This is a genomic window from uncultured Porphyromonas sp., assembly GCF_947254915.1.
Lineage (GTDB): Bacteria > Bacteroidota > Bacteroidia > Bacteroidales > Porphyromonadaceae > Porphyromonas.
In genome coordinates, this window is the sequence record NZ_CAMYEZ010000039.1 from 1 (window position 1) to 15,537 (window position 15,537).

Genomic DNA, 15,537 nt, shown 5'->3' on the forward strand with positions numbered 1-15,537 from the left:
GAGGGAAGGAAACGAAAGTAGGTCAGAAAACTTTCGTTTCCCGACCTACTCGATTATCTTTCCTTAAGCCTACGCTAACCCAACCCAAGTGCGAGATGAGCTATAGATCCATTTCACCGACCAGTTTGACCTTTACCCCAGATTAGAGGTTTGAGGGGGCAGAGCGAGGCGTGCAAAAAGAGGGAGTACCACCACTGCTGGTGATACTCCCTCATTGATGCAGGTGTGTGGCTCTAGTGCTTAGCTATAGCGTTTAGCTTTGGACTTGAAGCGATAGAGCCGACCTCTAGGGGGACGGCTACTTCTTGGAGTAGTCGTAGAAGCCTTTGCCACTCTTGCGTCCGAGCTGTCCGGCACGAACCATCTTGCGGAGCAAGGGGTGTGGACGGTACTTAGGATCGGCGTACTCGTTGTTGAGCACCTCCATAATAGCTAGACAAACGTCTAGACCGATGAAGTCGCCCAGTGCGAGCGGTCCCATAGGGTGATTAGCGCCGAGCTGCATAGCGGTATCGATCTCCTCGACGGTGGCTACGCCATCGGCATACTCACCGATAGCCTCGTTGATCATCGGGATGAGGATACGGTTGACGACAAAGCCTGGAGCCTCGCTCACTCTGACGGCTGTCTTGCCGAGCTGCTCACAGAGTGTGAGGGTCGTCTGGAGTGTCTGCTCAGAGGTGCACTGACCACTGATGACCTCAACGAGCTTCATGACAGGTACGGGGTTGAAGAAGTGCATACCGATGACCTGCTCAGGACGCTTGGTGACGCTGGCTAGCTCGGTGATGCTGAGCGAAGAGGTGTTTGTAGCAAAGATTGCTGAGGGCTGGACGAGACCATCGATCTCGCGGAGTATCTCTTTCTTGACCTCCATCTCCTCAGAGATAGCCTCGATGACGAGATCAGCCTGAGCGATGTCGGCATAGTCTGTCGTGACGGTGATGCGTCCGATGATCTGCTTGAGATCGTCGGCGGTCATCTTGCCCTTCTCGACGAGGCGGTTGAGCCCTTTGTTCATACGCTGCATAGCACGGTCTAGTGACTCGTTGCTACGTCCTTTCATCGTGACGGCGAGACCCTTCTGCGCCATCGTCTGCACGATGCCTGCACCCATGGTGCCATTGCCTAATACGACTATTTTCATAAAGTGATTGGTTTAAAATAGAGCGTGCCGCAGGGGTGGCGACACGCTCTAGTAAGTTTTAGAATTGTGGTTTGCGCTTCTCTAAGAAAGCGGACATACCCTCGCGCTGCTCGGGATGTGCGAAGGCGTTGCTAAAGAGATCGTTCTCGATGGCAATGCCTGTATCTATATCACTCTGCAGCCCCCGATTGATAGCACGCTTGGATATCGCTACGGCGTGTGGCGACTTGCTCGCTATCTCCTCAGCCAGCTCGGTCACGGTGGACATGAGGGCGTCGGACTCTACGACACGGTTGACCAGTCCTAGAGTGAGCGCCTCGTCTGCCTTGACGACACGTGCGGTGTAGATGAGCTCCTTGGCGGCGCCTGCCCCGATGAGACGGGGTAGACGCTGTGTGCCACTGAAGCCTGGGGGTATGCCTAGACCGACTTCGGGCTGACCAAACTTAGCCTTGTCACTGGCGATACGTAGGTCGCACGCTAGGGAAAGCTCGCAGCCACCACCGAGTGCAAAGCCGTTTACCGCAGCTATGACGGGGCAGTAGAGTAGCTCTACCTTGCGAAAGACACGAGCGCCGTGCTCTCCGAAGGCGAGTGCCTCCTCGGGCGTTAGCTCTACCATCTCAGCGATGTCAGCCCCCGCAACGAAGGAGCGTCCAGCTCCTGTGATGACGAGGACGCGCAGAGTGCGCTCCTGAGCGATCTGATCGATGACGATCTCTAGCTCACTGAGTACCTGCGTAGATAGTGCATTGAGTGCTTCGGGGCGATCAATCGTTAGGGTACCGATCTGCCCATTGGCACTGACACTATAATGTATGGTCTGGAAGTCTGTCATGGCAGTGTAGGGTGTTTTTACTTCTTGTTAGCTTGAAGCGTCTTGAGACGCTCAGTGAGGACGGGCAGTACCTTGTGCAGGTCGCCTACGATACCGAGGTCGGCTACCTGGAAGATGGGAGCAAACTTATCCTTGTTGATGGCAATGATGTACTCCGACTCCTCCATACCAGCGAGGTGCTGGATAGCACCTGAGATACCGCATGCGAAGTAGATGTCAGGACGTACGGTTTTACCAGTCTGTCCGACCTGTCTCTCATGTCCGATGATACCCGCATCAACCATAGCACGTGAGGAGGAGACCTCAGCCTTGATGGTCTGTGCTAGAGCCTTGAGCTTATCAAAGCCACCGTCGGTACCTACACCACGTCCGCCAGATACGAGTACGCTAGCCTCGGTGATGTCGACCATATTCTTGGTCTCGTGCTTCTTGTTAACGAGACGTACCTTAAAGCGACGCTCGTCAAAGGGTACCTTGACCTCCTCGACCTCGCCAGTGCGTGTCTTGTCGTCAGCCTTGCGACGCATGACACCTGGGCGTACGGTAGACATCTGAGGTCTATTCTGATCGCAGAGGATGGTTGCCATAAGGTTACCACCGAAAGCGGGACGGGTCATCATGAGGTTACGATCCTCACCGATCTCTAGAGACGTACAGTCTGCCGTGAGTCCAGTGCGTAGACGCGCAGAGAGACGAGGAGCAAGGTCACGCCCGATGGTGGTAGCACCAAAGAGGACGATCTCAGGCTTGTAAACGGTGATGATATGATAGACTGCCTGTGCGTACTGCTCGGTGAGATAATCTTTGAGATTGGGGTCATCGACGACTAGTACACGATCAGCACCTGCATGGATGAGCTGGTCTGATAGCCCCTTGACCTGATAGCCACATAGGATGGCTGTGACCTGTTCGTTGATCTGATCGGCTAGATCACGAGCCTTGCCGATGAGCTCAAAGGCTACATTCTGGATGACGCCTTCACGTTGCTCAGCGAAGACTAGAATTCCTTTATACTGTGTCTTATCCATATCAGATGATGAATTTCTCTTTAAGTTTCTCGATAATCAAATCAGCAGCCTCCTCAGGAGTCAGATCCTCGTAGAGAGTACCCATAGCCTTGGCACCCTTGGTGAAGGACTTCTTGACGCGCGTGGGAGAGCCCTTGAGTCCTAGACGCTCCTCCTCAACGGGGAAGCTATCAGCGGTCAGCGTAGTGATCTCCTTGTCAAAGGCGGTCATGATGTCGGGGACATTCATGTAGCGAGGCTCATAAGCTGATGCTAGGAAGGTGAGCATACAGGGGGTATCGACCTCTAGGGTCTCGTGTCCCTCCTCGACATTGCGCATGACGGTCAGGGTCTTCTTGCCATCATAGTCTACATGCTCTACGTAGGTGATCTGAGGCAGGTCTAGTTGCTCAGCGATCTGAGGACCTACCTGAGCTGTATCACCATCGATAGCTTGACGACCTGCTAGGACGATGTCGTAGTCGATCGTCTTGAGTGCCTGAGAAATGGTGTAGCTGGTAGCGAGGGTGTCAGCACCTCCGAAGCGGCGGTCGGTGATGAGGTAACCCTTGTCACAACCCATAGCGAAAGCCTCACGAAGGATGGCGGTAGCCTGGGGCGGTCCCATGGTGATGACGCTCACCTCAGCACCAAACTGATCCTTGAGGAGCAGAGCCTGCTCGAGTGCCCCCTTATCGTCGGGGTTCATAATGCTGGGTACGCCATCACGGATCAGAGTGCCCTTGACGGGGTCAAGCTTGATCTCAGTGGTATCGGGTACCTGCTTGATACATACTATAATCTTCATATGTCTAATAAGTGTCCTAAGGGGTCATTACTTGAGTAGGTGCGCTGCGATAACCATACGCTGTACCTCGCTGGTACCCTCGTAGATCTCGGTAATCTTAGCATCACGCATCATACGCTCTACAGGATACTCACGGGTGTAACCGTAGCCACCGTGGAACTGTACAGCCTTTGTCGTCATATCCATAGCGGTCTCAGCGCAGAAGAGCTTAGCCTCGGCTGCCTCTAGGTTGTACGAGAGACCATTGTCCTTGCACCAAGCTGCACGACGTACGAGCAGGCTAGCGCAGTCAATGCGAGCCTTGAGGTCTGCTAGCTGGAACTGCGTGTTCTGGAACTTGGCAATGCTGCGTCCGAACTGCTTGCGCTCCTTCGTATACTTGACAGTCTCATCCATAGCGCCACGAGCGATACCGAGAGCCTGAGCAGCGATACCGATACGTCCGCCATCGAGGGTGTGCATAGCTACCTTGAAGCCACCGCCTACCTTGCCGAGGAGACGATCCTTGGGGATGCGGCAGTTCTCCATAATCAGCTCGCACGTAGCGGAGCCACGGATACCGAGCTTGAGCTCATGCTTACCTACAGAAAAGCCGGGGTCGTCCTTCTCAACGATAAAGGCTGAGATGCCCTTGTTGCCCTTGCTCTTGTCCGTCATAGCGAAGATGATGTAGACGTGAGCGTACTCAGCATTGGTGATAAAGATCTTATTACCATTGAGTATGTAACACTCCTCCTCCTCGACAGCAAAGGTCTGCTGTGCGGAAGCATCTGTACCAGCATTGGGCTCCGTGAGACCGAATGCTCCGATCCACTCACCAGAGGCTAGTTTAGGTAGATAATGCTGCTTCTGCTCCTCCGTACCAAAGCTCATGATAGGATCACAGCATAGTGATGTGTGAGCAGAGACGACAACGCCTGTGGTAGCACAGACACGGCTGAGCTCCTCGACAGCCATCGTGTAGATCTGTACGGTAGAGCCTGATCCTCCGTACTCCTTGGGAATGGGGATACCCATAATGCCCAGCTTGCTCATCTTCTGAACAGTCTCGATGGGAAAGCGCTCCTGCTCATCGATCTCTGCAGCGAGAGGCTTGACCTCTTTCTCTGCAAACTCTCTGATCATTTGCAAGAATAGCTCCTCTTGTGGGGTCTTACTAAAGTCCATAGTTTGAAATATGATTGTCTATAATAGTGTGTTGTTGCTTGATAAGGCCTGTCGCCCGAAGGCGGCAGGCTCTAGAAGTAGTGTCGTAGGACTACTGACGCATGGGCTTGACATCGTCCACGTAGTGTAGCGTAGCCTCGGTGGCTGCCTCTATCTCCTCACGTGTGACGCCGTCACGGATCTCTGTGACGTAGAGTCCCTGACCCTTGCGCACCTCGATGACGCAGAGCTCGGTGATGATGAGGTCTACCTGACCAGCTGCTGTCAGTGGCAGAGTACACTTCTTGAGGATCTTGGCCTTGCCCTTTGCAGTGTGAGTCATAGCAAGGATCACCTTGCGGGTACCTACGAGCAGATCCATAGCACCACCCATACCGGGAGCGAGCTTGCCAGGGATAATCCAGTTAGCTAGGTCACCAGCCTCATCGACCTGTAGTGCACCGAGGATGCTTACATCCACGTGACCTCCACGGATGATACCAAAGGAGGTAGCACTATCGAAGGTGGCAGCCTCAGGCACAGCGGTGATAGCACCACCACCAGCATTGATCCAGAGGGGATCCTCCTGACCTGCAGCTGGAGCGCTACCCATACCGATCATACCATTCTCAGACTGTAGCATCACATGCACACCAGGCTTAAGATAGTTGGGTACCATCGTGGGTAGACCGATGCCGAGGTTGACGACATCGCCATCCTTTAGTTCTAGGGCTACGCGCTTGGCGATAACCTCTCTGACTTGATTCTTGTCTAGTTCCATATCGTATTATACCTTGATTTATATTACTTCTTAGTTATAGCAGGCTGAGTACTACTTGCCTTCGGCAGCCTCTTTGCGACGAACGATCTCCTGGCAGATGAAGGAAGCTACATCATCGGCAAAGGTGTTGGCTCCAAAACCAGCGTCAAAGCCTAGCTCCTTGGCTAGCTCGTGCGAGATACGTGGTCCACCACAGATGATGATCATCTTGTCGCGTAAGCCCTCAGCCTCGACAAGCTCGATGAACTCGGTCATGTTCTTGATGTGTACATCCTTCTGCGTGACAGTCTGCGAGACGAGAAGAGCATCGGCATTCATCTCAATACCCTTGGCAATGAGCTCCTCGTTGGGAACCTGACTACCGAGGTTGTAAGCGTCGATCATATCGTAGCGCTCCAGACCGTAGTGACCTGCGAAGCCCTTCATATTCATGATTGCATCAATACCGACCGTGTGGGCATCGGTTCCTGTACTAGCTCCTAGCACGACCAGCTTACGTCCGATGTGTGTGCGGATGAACTCGTCGGTCTCCTCCATGCCCCAGGTGGTCGACTCGACTTTGGGCACGTAAATGTTGGAGTAGTCAACCGTATGGGTGCAACTACCATAACAATTGAAGAAGGTAAAGCCCTTGGTCAACTCCTCAGAGAAGACAACCATCGGGTTTTGTAGTCCCATCTCCTTAAGTAGGAGCTTAGCAGCCTCCTCGGCCTCAGCCCCTTTAGGTACAGGCAGCGTGAAGCTCAGCTGTACCTTACCATCGTTCATGGTATCGCCGTAAGGCTTTACTTGTGAGAGGTCGAGGGTGCGGTCAAAGTCCTTCGCCTCCATTGAATATAGTCCTCCACTCATAGCTTGCCTTGTATCTTACGGTTCTTCATTAGTTCCAGTGTTGGGTTGTAGTAGCGCTCGCTCTTTGGCTTGACACCGTCCAACCCACGTCCTCCATCCAGAGGACGCTTGATATCTGCAAAGATACCCTTAGAGAGCGCGGTAAAGAGTCCCTCGCCCTTGATCTCCTCGAGGAGGTCTAGCGTCTTGTCTAGTACCTCACGAGCACGGCTCTGGATGATACCACCCTCCTTAAATTCAACCTCGTCTCCGATGGAGCGCATATTGTTGAAGATGTATCGTGCATTCTCGATTGAGAGGAAGCGGTCGCTCATGAAAGGCGTATGGATAGCCTCCGTCGGCATACCAAGGAGCTGTAGTCCCTGATGCGTCCAGATACCGATTATATTAAAGAGTGCATCCTGTATGTGACCACGGAAGATGTTTCCAGTCATAAACTTCGTAGGAGGCATATACTTGAGCGGAGCCTTGGGGAAGATCTCACGCGTCATCTGAGCCTGTGCGAGCTCGAAGAGGAAACCGTTCTCGGTCATCGGATCCATCTCGAAGGCGTGTCCTAGACCCATCTGCTCCTCGGGAAGTGCAGCTCGTAGGGCAAACTGCTCATTGATGAAGTCAGACGCAAGGACCGTGTGCGCCTGCTCAATAGCGTCAGCCGTCGTGAGGTAGTTGTCCTCACCCGTATTGATGATGACGCCTGCGAAGCCATTGATCACACGACTGGTATACTGGTCAATGATCGTGCGCTGCATATTGATGTCACGGAAGAGGATACCGTAGAGCGCATCGTTAAGCATGACGTCCAGTCCCTCGAAAGCTCCCATGATGGCGATCTCTGGCATACAGAGACCAGAGCAATAATTACAGAGACGCACGTACTTGCCACGCTCCTCACCTACCTCGTCAAGCGCTTTGCGCATAATGCGGAAGTTCTCCTGCGTCGCATAGGTACCACCGAAACCCTCGGTCGTAGCACCGTAGGGAACGTAGTCAATCAAGCTCTGTCCCGTAGTACGGATCACAGCGATAATATCAGCACCCTGTCGTGCAGCAGCCTGCGCCTGGATCACGTCCTCGTAGATATTACCCGTAGCGACGATTACATAGAGGTAGGGCTTAGGTCCCTCACCGATCGTCTTGAGGTAATTCTCACGACGCTCTCTATGCTCGACGATGCGCTGCATACCCTTGAGGATGTATGGCTCTAGTACATCGGCTATCTCTTGTGGCGTGCGTGCTGGATAGTGAGTCAAGTTTATCTCTCCACGAGCCACTCCCTCGGCAATCTGCTGTGGATCCATACCCGTAGCAAGCATTGCGTTGGCAAGGTAAAAGAAAGCTCCGTCTGATAGAGCCTCCTGCTCCTTAATGTGTGTCACGACGACGTTGGGCAGAGGCACGTCATGCTCATCCACTCCGTCAATCCCGACGAAGCGACAGAGCGTGCGCTCGACCGTCACAGTCGTATAGCGGTCAACAAAGCTCTGCACCTCCTCGGCGATAGCGCCGGCAGCATTGCGTGCTTTGTCCACTTTGGCAAAGTCTATACCTACTTTACTTGTCTTCATTCTTTGTTGCTAAGTTCTTTTCGCATAAATCTAATAGCTCCCTATCCATGCCTAGTATCTCTGCTATGCGGAGAGCCTCGTGAGGCGCATCGGTTTGGGTGTCGTGTATGAGAGAGTAGTCGATACAACGATTGAGCTGGTTGATCTCAAGAGGCTTGCGTAGGCGCTCCTCCACGAAGCCCCGTACTCTCCATCTGTGGCATCGCCCCAAGATACCACTATAGTGTGTCGTGATGATAGCTCGCACAGCATACTGAGCGAAGAGCTGTACGAGTGCACTCACCAGAGCGTGACCCTCCTCGGGATTGGTCGTGCGAGCTGGTTCATCAATGAGTGCTAGGACTTGTTTGCCTTCCTTGACCGACTCAATGATTCGATTGAGGCGTAGCATCTCAGCTCCATAGGAGGAGAGACCCGACTTAATATCTTGGTCATCTCCGATGGAGAAGATTACTTCATCCACAGGCACCAGCCGAACTTGCTGAGCCGTTACATAGCAACCAAACTGCATGAGACACTGCGCCAGTCCTATGGAAGCTAGGAGAACGCTCTTACCCGCCATATTAGCCCCCGTGATGAGCGTGGGCTGATCGGAGTAAGAGATCGTCACTGGCTGGAATCTGTCCTGTCGCTCAGCTAGATGGTAAGCCACCTCTGGGTGTATCAGATCTGTTAGAGTGCTCTCGCCAGAGCGTATCGGTTTAGGACGGCAACACCCATGTGCTACAGCCCACTGAGCGATAGCGTGTAGCTTGTCTATCTGAGCCAAAGCCATAAGCGCCTCCTCTATCTGATCAGCATAGGGGTGCAGCGCCTCGGTGAGACGCTTGCGCACACGATCCTCTTCGATAGCACATTGGACTGCAAGTTCATCTCGCTCGGTCTCTTCGGAGGTACGCTCCATCTGCTTGCGCAGTGAGCGTAGCACCGTACTATAGCTGTCGCTAATGTAGAAGCTCGGTAGTCGCTCCCCATCGATGTCCAGTATATCCACGACCTCAGTGAGTGAGTGACACTGTAAGATCTCTAGATGATACTGCTCGGCGAGGCTACGCACCTTCTCCTCAATGAGCGCAAGTCGCTTGATCTCAAAGAGGTCAATGTCACTACAGATGACCTGAGGCTGTCGGACCGTCTCGATAGAGCCCGACACATTCATCAGCTCGCAAAGGTGGATTGCCACCTCTTGCATACCTTTCTGCTGCTCATGGTCGGACAGGTAGCCTATGTAGCGAGCGACCTCATCTAGTCTCTGCTCAATAGCCTCCACCTCAACACTCCAGGGCGTAGCCAGCATAGCCATACGTCCTGGAGAAGAGTTGAAGTGCATCTCCTCCACGACATAGCGCAGTCCGCTTATTTGGTCTATACAACTACGTAGATCTTTCATAGCCTTCTAACATCATATACAGGGACCTCTAGAGTCTCGGATAGTCGCTCGCACATGCGCTCACTGTCTAGACGATAGCCCGATGGGGCTAAAGGGTTGAACGTGACCGCCATAAGTTTACTACTATATAGAGTCTTTATCTCCCTGCCAGTAGCTAGATAACTCTGCACAGCTTGTCCCGATGCAAAGATACGAGTAAAGTCTTTGATGACAAGCTGTCTGTGTCGCTTTATGAGTCTCAGTTGGTTTAGTAGCTTATCACTGACCACGCCAGGGACGTAGAGCGTATCGCCCTCAGCCAGCCAAGTCGTATCACGCCACATGTCAGGGGTGAGCGCAGAGGCAAAGCCTGGATCTACGACGGCTCCCTCATCGGTTAAGAGACGAACGCCCTTGTCCACCTCAGCGAGCTGCTCGGCAAGCTTTCTGTCGGTCAGCTGAGGCAGACGAATCAGGCGCATCAGTTCACGCATACGCTTGATGAGCTGCTCGGGTTGAGCCGAGTAGGCACTACCCGTAGCCAGCACCATCCCCTCGGCCACCGAGGGCGATGCCAGCGAGAGACGCGAGAGCGCTCCGTCGATGAGAGTCAGATCGACACCCTCCTGCCTCATCCTCGTGACTACACGACGCAGACCTCCCGTCGAGGGGGGACCTGCGATGAGCGTCTTACCGATACCACGTGCTCGGGCATAGATAAGCCGTCCGATAGAGGAGGAGTAGATGCGATCAATGTCAAATATTTCAGCTGGAAGGAGCTTCTTGCGAAAGAAGTTCTCCGCTGTTACAAAGCGCATCCCCTCGTGAAGGGTTATCTCAGGCTTGTCCGTCTGTGTCACCTGATCACGTAGCTCTCCATCTATGCCGATTGATGTCAACGCTAGCTGTAGCTTTGGGTATCTCTCTCGGAGAGCACCAAGGATGTAGTTAAGACTTTCCGTCTTGCCCACATTCTTAGCCGTCCCTACGATAGCGAGACTCTTGAGCTGAGCTATGTTTGCGATGAATGGCATAAGTAGTTGATTTGGTATCAGGAGAGCTACGTAATCAAAGGCGTGAGGAGCTTTTATCCCTTGTGAGCTTCGCGCCACTTACGGCTACGCTCCTTGCGGTCTAGATGCTCAGGAGCCATAGCTAGACGATCGCCCGTGAGGAGTCCATAGACTCCCTCATGACGAGCTTTCTTACAGTCAGGACACTGACAGGGCTCCTCCTTGTAGTCGCTAGGCTCGGTGTAGGTCGTGATGACGCCCTCGTAGTTACGTAGCACTACACGGTGAGGCGACTGAGAGATCACATAGTTTGGCATGACTGGGGTCTTGCCACCACCACCTGGAGCGTCTACGACGAATGTAGGTACAGCATATCCTGACGTATGTCCACGTAGAGCCTCAATGATCTCGATACCCTTAGAGACTGGCGTACGGAAGTGAGAGATACCCCGTGAGAGGTCGCATACATATATATAGTATGGACGCACGCGCATCTTGACCAACTCATGGACGAGGTGCTTCATGATCGAGGGGCAGTCGTTGATGCCACGTAGTAGCACCGACTGATTACCTAGCGGTATGCCCGCATTTGCCATACGCTCGCACGCCTCACGACTCTCGCGCGTCACCTCGTTGGGGTGGTTAAAGTGCGTATTGAGCCAGATCGGATGATACTTGCTCAGCATCTGTACTAGCTCAGGAGTGATACGCTGTGGGCATACGACAGGTGTACGTGATCCGATGCGGATGATCTCCACGTGGGGGATCGCACGTAAACGCTGTATGATATACTCGAGCATCTTGTCGCTGACCATCAGAGCGTCACCACCAGAGAGTAGCACGTCGCGCACTTCAGGTGTCTGCTCGATGTACTCAATACACTTCTCAATGCGCTCCTTAGGCGAGGCAGCGTCCTTTTGTCCAGCGAAGCGGCGACGCGTGCAGTGACGGCAGTACATAGAGCACATGTCGGTGATCAGGAAGAGGACACGATCAGGATAGCGGTGTGTCAAGCCAGGTACGGGTGAGTCCTCATCCTCACTTAGCGGGTCTAGCTGATCCTCTGGGCTTACGTGTAGCTCATTGATCGTCGGGATCGACTGCTTACGCACAGGGTCGTTCGGGTCGTTCGGGTCAATCAGACTGAGATAGTAAGGCGTGATAGCCATACGGATCGTCTTGAGAGACTCGCGTACACCCTCCTCCTCTTCGGGTGTTAGTCTGATATATTTCTTGAGCTGGTCCAGTGTTTCTATACGGTTACGTACCTGCCAGTGCCAATCATTCCAATCAGCGTCAGATACTTCGGGAAAGAACTCTTTCCTTCTGCTTTCGTTCATTGTGTGTGTGATTGATAGGGGATTGAATTTCGATAAAGGCTAAGAGATTAGAGTGTCTTGGATACACTCTAATCTCTCAGCGGTTCACTTAAGCATAGAGCTCAGTGAAGATCTTACGCAGCGCCTCACTCTCGCGAAGCTCCTGTAGTGTGATCTCTGCGTGACCCTTCGTGTAACCATTGCCCACGATCATCGTCACATCCTTGCCGACACCCTCAGCGCCTAGAGCTGCCTTGGTAAAGCTCGTAGCCATAGAGAAGAAGTAGACGACACCGTCATCCTTCGTGCAGAGGATACTGGTCATCTCTGTATCGGTGATATTGACATTGTTGATCGTGACATCACACATCTTACCATCGGTGAGCTTCTCGATCTCCTCCATGACGGGTACAGGCTGTGTAGCATTGCCTGAGAAGACATAGTCGCAGAAGCCGAGCGCCTTCAGACGATCGGTACTACGCTGTGAGTGGCACATGCCGATAACCTTACCTGTGACACCAGCACGCTTCTTAGCCTCGTAGCAGCAGAGCATACCGCTCTTACCACCAGCACCGATGATGAGGACCGTGTCGCCGGGCTTGACTAGCTTAGCCACCTGAGCAGGAGCACCAGCTACGTCTAGAGCTGAGAGAGCGAGGTTCTCGGGTAGGTCTTCGGGGATCTTAGCGTAGATACCGCTCTCAAAGAGGATAGCCTTACCGTCGATGTCTACCTGGTCAATGTCGGGGCGGATATCCTTGATCTTGTCAATGCGTAGGGGAGTCAGAGAGAGAGACACGAGAGTAGCGATCTTGTCGCCCTCCTTGAGGTCTATCTTACCCTTGAGCGCATCACCGATCTTCTCGACAGTACCGAGGAGCATACCACCAGAGCCTGTGACTGGGTTGCGGTGCTTACCCTGCTTCTCGACGATACCCATCATGATCTCGGCGATCTTTGCCTTGTCGCCACCAGCCTGCTCCTCGATCTGCGTGAAGCTAGCTGAGTCGATGTTTAGCGTCTGTACATCGATGAGGATCTCGTTGTCGTAGATCTCATCCATGTTGTTGTCGATCTTGTCTGCGGGCTGTGGGAGCACGCCCTTAGGGGAGATGACACGATGCGTGCCATACTTGTTTCCTTTCTTCTGCATATAAAGTTGATATGATTGATTATGTGATTGTATTAGTAAATAGGGGAAAATCAATACCCTTTAGTGGCGTGGAGCCAGTGAAAGGATCTGACGAGCCTCTGCCGGATTAGCGATCTCACGGCCCAGCTCATGAGCTATTCGTGCAGCCTTAGCGACTAGCTCGCCATTGCTCTTGGCGAGGACTCCCTTAGATAGGTAGAGGTTGTCCTCAAAGCCGACACGTACGTGACCACCCATACCGATAGCAGCTGCTGCTAGTGGGAACTCATGACGACCGATACCCGTGGCCGTCCAGGTAGAGCCTGCAGGGATGTTGTTGACCAGCCAAGCTAGATTGTCAGCCGTAGCGGGTGTGCAGCCGAAGACACCTAGCACGAAGTTAAACTGCATAGGATCTCCAGGTACCTCACCTCTCTGAGCTAGACGCAGGATGGTATCTAGATGACCCATCTCAAAGCACTCGTACTCAGGCTTGATCTTGTTCTCGATCATACGCTTGCCGAAGGCACGCATCATAGGGATGGTGTTTTCAAAGACTTCATCGCCAAAGTTGCACGTACCACAGTCTAGCGTAGCCATCTCAGGCATCAGCTCAGTAGGCTGTAGACGCTCCTCAGCGGTCATACCTACGGCACCACCCGTCGAGGGGATGATGATCACGTCAGGGATGACCTTGTAGATAGCGTCCAGTGCCTCCTTAAAGCGTGCCTTGGACTGTGTCGGCGTACCATCGTCCTCACGGACATGGACGTGGATGACAGCTGCTCCAGCATCATATGCGGACTTAGCCTCGCGGACGATCTCATCAATCGTATAGGGGACTGCGGGGTTCTGCTCTTTGGTTACCTCGGCACCGCAGATCGCTGCCGTTAGGATTAGTTTATCCATAGCTTTAGAGAGTTGTATAGATTAAGACTTGCGCTGGCACTTCTTAGGTACTACACAAGTACCATGTGCACGGCATACGACGACAGGCTCTGCGAGCACATCTGCAGCAGAGGCGCTGATATCTGTGCGTGGAGCGATCACCTTGCGAGCCTCAAACTGCATCTGGCGTGATGAATTACCGACCTGGGTAATCTCGCCGACTGCCTCTATATAGTCGCCAGCATAGACAGGAGCTAGGAACTCGACCTTGTCATATGCACAGAAGAGACCCTCGTCGCCATCCTGTATGATAAGTAGCTCTGTAGCTACGTCACCAAAGAGTTGGAGCATCTTAGCACCATCTACTAGATTACCACCGTAGTGCGCATCAGCACTAGACATACGTAGACGGATCATTGATTTTGGATTTGCCATTTTTTCTGGGGAAAGTTAAAGTGATTGATTGGTCAGAGCCTGTCTTAAAGGGGGGGGGAGCCTACTCAGGAGCTCCTGCGACAGCACTCCAAATGTGTGTATAGAGTCTTCCGTACGACTTACTCAAAGATGTAGTCTACGAAGATGCCAGAGGTATGTACCGCCTCGGGGCTAATCTGACCTACGGGGACGAGCTCGTCAATCTCCGCGATGACGCAGTCAGCAGCCATCGCCATTAGAGGCTGGAAGTTTTGGGTCGTACCCTTGTATACGAGGTTACCCGTCTCGTCACCGACAGTACCCTTGATGAAAGCCATGTCAGCGCGTAGCGGTAGCTCGAGGAGGTAGTCCTGTCCGTTGATGTTGATGACCTTCTTGCCCTCAGCAATGATGGTGCCCAGTCCAGTCGTCGTCAGGACGCCTCCGAGACCACAGCCACCCACACGGATACGCTCAGCTAGTGTACCCTGAGGGCTAAACTCGACCTCTAGCTCACCATTGTTCATCTGCTCAGCGGTCATTGGGTTCGTACCAATGTGCGAGACGATCAGGTGCTTGACCTGCTTATTGGCGATGAGACGACCACAGCCACGGTCGGGATAAGAGGTGTCATTGACGATCATCGTAAGATCCTTGACCCCGCTCTCGACCAGCACGTCAACAATACGCTCAGGAGTCCCATTAGCGAGAAATCCCCCGATCATGATAGACATACCATCGTGCAGCTTAGCTTTGAGCCCTGCTTTATCGATTGATTTTTTCATAGATCTGTGTGTTTATATATTTTGAACTTGCTATCGTTGATTGTTTTTTTGGTCGCTCAAGGTACCTGCTCTTGGCACCATTACGACATAGCTACAGAGTCGTCAAGCCTCTAGGCACGAGCACAGCGTCAGAACCGCTCGGAGTGAGGTGAAGCCAAGCAACTCTTCGCATAGTATACTCTTCGTGACACCGTGAGTATCAGCCTTTATGTAGCCTTCGTTGTACAACTCTTCAAAGGTACGAAGATTTTGCGAATAAACCGTATCATCTTCCATCTCCGTAGATTCAACTATCAAATGCAACTGAATTGGCTTCATAGCGCTACTGACACTCATAGATCTTCGCTAAGTTCGATCTCTCACGAGGAATTTCCCCAATAGCTCATGGGGAAACGAAAATCCTCCACGGAGCCGGGAAATAAAACTTCGGAAGAATGAAATGAAACTTCGGAAGAATGAAATGAAAGTTC

At 52.8% G+C, this 15,537-nt stretch carries 15 protein-coding genes; all 15 read right to left on the reverse strand.

The window, feature by feature from the left end; translation table 11 throughout:
• Positions 1-298: 298 nt before the first annotated feature.
• The 15 genes from Q0X57_RS03790 to Q0X57_RS03860 all read right to left on the reverse strand — a co-directional run bounded on the left by Q0X57_RS03790 (position 299) and on the right by Q0X57_RS03860 (position 15,067).
• Entirely contained in the window at positions 299-1,147 is an 849-nt protein-coding gene (locus tag Q0X57_RS03790) for a 3-hydroxybutyryl-CoA dehydrogenase (RefSeq protein ID WP_007364457.1), read from the reverse strand.
• 58 nt (positions 1,148-1,205) lie between these two features.
• The gene (locus Q0X57_RS03795; protein WP_297727845.1) at positions 1,206-1,985 is read right to left on the reverse strand and encodes an enoyl-CoA hydratase-related protein; all 780 of its coding nucleotides are present in this window, start codon (positions 1,983-1,985) and stop codon (positions 1,206-1,208) included.
• 17 nt (positions 1,986-2,002) lie between these two features.
• Positions 2,003-3,013: an electron transfer flavoprotein subunit alpha/FixB family protein gene (locus Q0X57_RS03800; protein ID WP_297727848.1), complete on the reverse strand. Its 1,011-nt coding sequence runs from the start codon at positions 3,011-3,013 to the stop codon at positions 2,003-2,005.
• Between the two features lies 1 nt (position 3,014).
• The gene (locus Q0X57_RS03805; RefSeq protein ID WP_297727850.1) at positions 3,015-3,800 is read right to left on the reverse strand and encodes an electron transfer flavoprotein subunit beta/FixA family protein; all 786 of its coding nucleotides are present in this window, start codon (positions 3,798-3,800) and stop codon (positions 3,015-3,017) included.
• Between the two features lie 27 nt (positions 3,801-3,827).
• The gene (locus tag Q0X57_RS03810; protein ID WP_007364461.1) at positions 3,828-4,967 is read right to left on the reverse strand and encodes an acyl-CoA dehydrogenase; all 1,140 of its coding nucleotides are present in this window, start codon (positions 4,965-4,967) and stop codon (positions 3,828-3,830) included.
• A gap of 91 nt (positions 4,968-5,058) precedes the next feature.
• Positions 5,059-5,727 carry a 3-oxoacid CoA-transferase subunit B gene (locus Q0X57_RS03815; RefSeq protein ID WP_007364480.1) on the reverse strand — a complete coding sequence of 223 codons (669 nt, stop codon included), beginning with the start codon at positions 5,725-5,727 and terminating at the stop codon, positions 5,059-5,061.
• 51 nt (positions 5,728-5,778) lie between these two features.
• Positions 5,779-6,579, reverse strand: a complete 801-nt coding sequence (locus Q0X57_RS03820) for an OAM dimerization domain-containing protein (RefSeq protein WP_039865118.1) — start codon at positions 6,577-6,579, stop codon at positions 5,779-5,781.
• Positions 6,576-8,147, reverse strand: a complete 1,572-nt coding sequence (locus Q0X57_RS03825) for a lysine 5,6-aminomutase subunit alpha (RefSeq protein ID WP_007364496.1) — start codon at positions 8,145-8,147, stop codon at positions 6,576-6,578. Before Q0X57_RS03825 ends, Q0X57_RS03820 begins: the two co-directional genes overlap by 4 nt.
• Positions 8,134-9,537: a DNA mismatch repair protein MutS gene (locus Q0X57_RS03830; RefSeq protein ID WP_297727855.1), complete on the reverse strand. Its 1,404-nt coding sequence runs from the start codon at positions 9,535-9,537 to the stop codon at positions 8,134-8,136. The genes Q0X57_RS03825 and Q0X57_RS03830 overlap by 14 nt, the downstream gene beginning before the upstream one ends.
• Positions 9,534-10,550 (reverse strand): hypothetical protein, encoded by a 1,017-nt coding sequence (locus Q0X57_RS03835; protein WP_297727858.1) that lies wholly within the window; start codon positions 10,548-10,550, stop codon positions 9,534-9,536. Before Q0X57_RS03835 ends, Q0X57_RS03830 begins: the two co-directional genes overlap by 4 nt.
• Positions 10,551-10,603: 53 nt before the next feature.
• Positions 10,604-11,869 (reverse strand): lysine 2,3-aminomutase, encoded by a 1,266-nt coding sequence (gene ablA, locus Q0X57_RS03840; RefSeq protein WP_297727861.1) that lies wholly within the window; start codon positions 11,867-11,869, stop codon positions 10,604-10,606.
• An 88-nt stretch (positions 11,870-11,957) separates the two neighbouring features.
• On the reverse strand, positions 11,958-13,001 hold the full coding sequence (locus Q0X57_RS03845) for a zinc-binding dehydrogenase (RefSeq protein ID WP_297727864.1): 1,044 nt from the start codon (positions 12,999-13,001) through the stop codon (positions 11,958-11,960).
• 60 nt (positions 13,002-13,061) lie between these two features.
• Positions 13,062-13,889 (reverse strand): 3-keto-5-aminohexanoate cleavage protein, encoded by an 828-nt coding sequence (locus tag Q0X57_RS03850; RefSeq protein WP_297727868.1) that lies wholly within the window; start codon positions 13,887-13,889, stop codon positions 13,062-13,064.
• Positions 13,890-13,910: 21 nt separating this feature from the next.
• Positions 13,911-14,303 carry a hotdog fold domain-containing protein gene (locus Q0X57_RS03855; protein ID WP_007364466.1) on the reverse strand — a complete coding sequence of 131 codons (393 nt, stop codon included), beginning with the start codon at positions 14,301-14,303 and terminating at the stop codon, positions 13,911-13,913.
• Positions 14,304-14,422: 119 nt separating this feature from the next.
• Positions 14,423-15,067, reverse strand: coding sequence for a CoA transferase subunit A (locus Q0X57_RS03860; protein ID WP_297727872.1), 645 nt, complete (start codon positions 15,065-15,067; stop codon positions 14,423-14,425).
• Between the last annotated feature and the right edge of the window lie 470 nt (positions 15,068-15,537).

Coding starts and splice junctions, on each gene's coding strand:
- Q0X57_RS03790 (WP_007364457.1), bottom strand. CDS start 1,147: ATGAAAATAGTCGTATTAGGCAATGGCACCATGGGTGCAGGCATCGTG.
- Q0X57_RS03795 (WP_297727845.1), bottom strand. CDS start 1,985: ATGACAGACTTCCAGACCATACATTATAGTGTCAGTGCCAATGGGCAG.
- Q0X57_RS03800 (WP_297727848.1), bottom strand. CDS start 3,013: ATGGATAAGACACAGTATAAAGGAATTCTAGTCTTCGCTGAGCAACGT.
- Q0X57_RS03805 (WP_297727850.1), bottom strand. CDS start 3,800: ATGAAGATTATAGTATGTATCAAGCAGGTACCCGATACCACTGAGATC.
- Q0X57_RS03810 (WP_007364461.1), bottom strand. CDS start 4,967: ATGGACTTTAGTAAGACCCCACAAGAGGAGCTATTCTTGCAAATGATC.
- Q0X57_RS03815 (WP_007364480.1), bottom strand. CDS start 5,727: ATGGAACTAGACAAGAATCAAGTCAGAGAGGTTATCGCCAAGCGCGTA.
- Q0X57_RS03820 (WP_039865118.1), bottom strand. CDS start 6,579: ATGAGTGGAGGACTATATTCAATGGAGGCGAAGGACTTTGACCGCACC.
- Q0X57_RS03825 (WP_007364496.1), bottom strand. CDS start 8,147: ATGAAGACAAGTAAAGTAGGTATAGACTTTGCCAAAGTGGACAAAGCA.
- Q0X57_RS03830 (WP_297727855.1), bottom strand. CDS start 9,537: ATGAAAGATCTACGTAGTTGTATAGACCAAATAAGCGGACTGCGCTAT.
- Q0X57_RS03835 (WP_297727858.1), bottom strand. CDS start 10,550: ATGCCATTCATCGCAAACATAGCTCAGCTCAAGAGTCTCGCTATCGTA.
- ablA (WP_297727861.1), bottom strand. CDS start 11,869: ATGAACGAAAGCAGAAGGAAAGAGTTCTTTCCCGAAGTATCTGACGCT.
- Q0X57_RS03845 (WP_297727864.1), bottom strand. CDS start 13,001: ATGCAGAAGAAAGGAAACAAGTATGGCACGCATCGTGTCATCTCCCCT.
- Q0X57_RS03850 (WP_297727868.1), bottom strand. CDS start 13,889: ATGGATAAACTAATCCTAACGGCAGCGATCTGCGGTGCCGAGGTAACC.
- Q0X57_RS03855 (WP_007364466.1), bottom strand. CDS start 14,303: ATGGCAAATCCAAAATCAATGATCCGTCTACGTATGTCTAGTGCTGAT.
- Q0X57_RS03860 (WP_297727872.1), bottom strand. CDS start 15,067: ATGAAAAAATCAATCGATAAAGCAGGGCTCAAAGCTAAGCTGCACGAT.